Genomic DNA, 240 nt, shown 5'->3' on the forward strand with positions numbered 1-240 from the left:
GTGCTTCAAATAGACGAACGCCGAGAATCCGGTCCCAAAGTCGTCAATCGATATCGAGAAACCTTGTTCCCGGAAGGCGATGAAGCGTTCGATGACGTGCTGTTGATTCTCCATCCCGACGCTTTCGGTGATCTCGAACGTCAAATAGTTCGGACAGACGTCCATCTCTTTGACGATTTGGCCCAACTTCTCGACGACCCCGTCCGATAGAAAATGACGAGCCGACAAGTTCAGTGCGAG

The 240-nt window shown here is 51.7% G+C and carries 1 protein-coding gene; it reads right to left on the minus strand.

Features of this window, described 5'->3' with window-relative positions; translation table 11 throughout:
* Positions 1 to 228 (minus strand): EAL domain-containing protein (locus ACSV5T_RS10300; RefSeq protein WP_438321084.1); only part of this gene is annotated, 228 nt, incomplete at its 3' end.
* Between the last annotated feature and the right edge of the window lie 12 nt (positions 229 to 240).

This window comes from Veillonella sp. ZSJB6, from assembly GCF_051549505.1.
Taxonomy (GTDB): Bacteria; Bacillota; Negativicutes; order Veillonellales; family Veillonellaceae; genus Veillonella.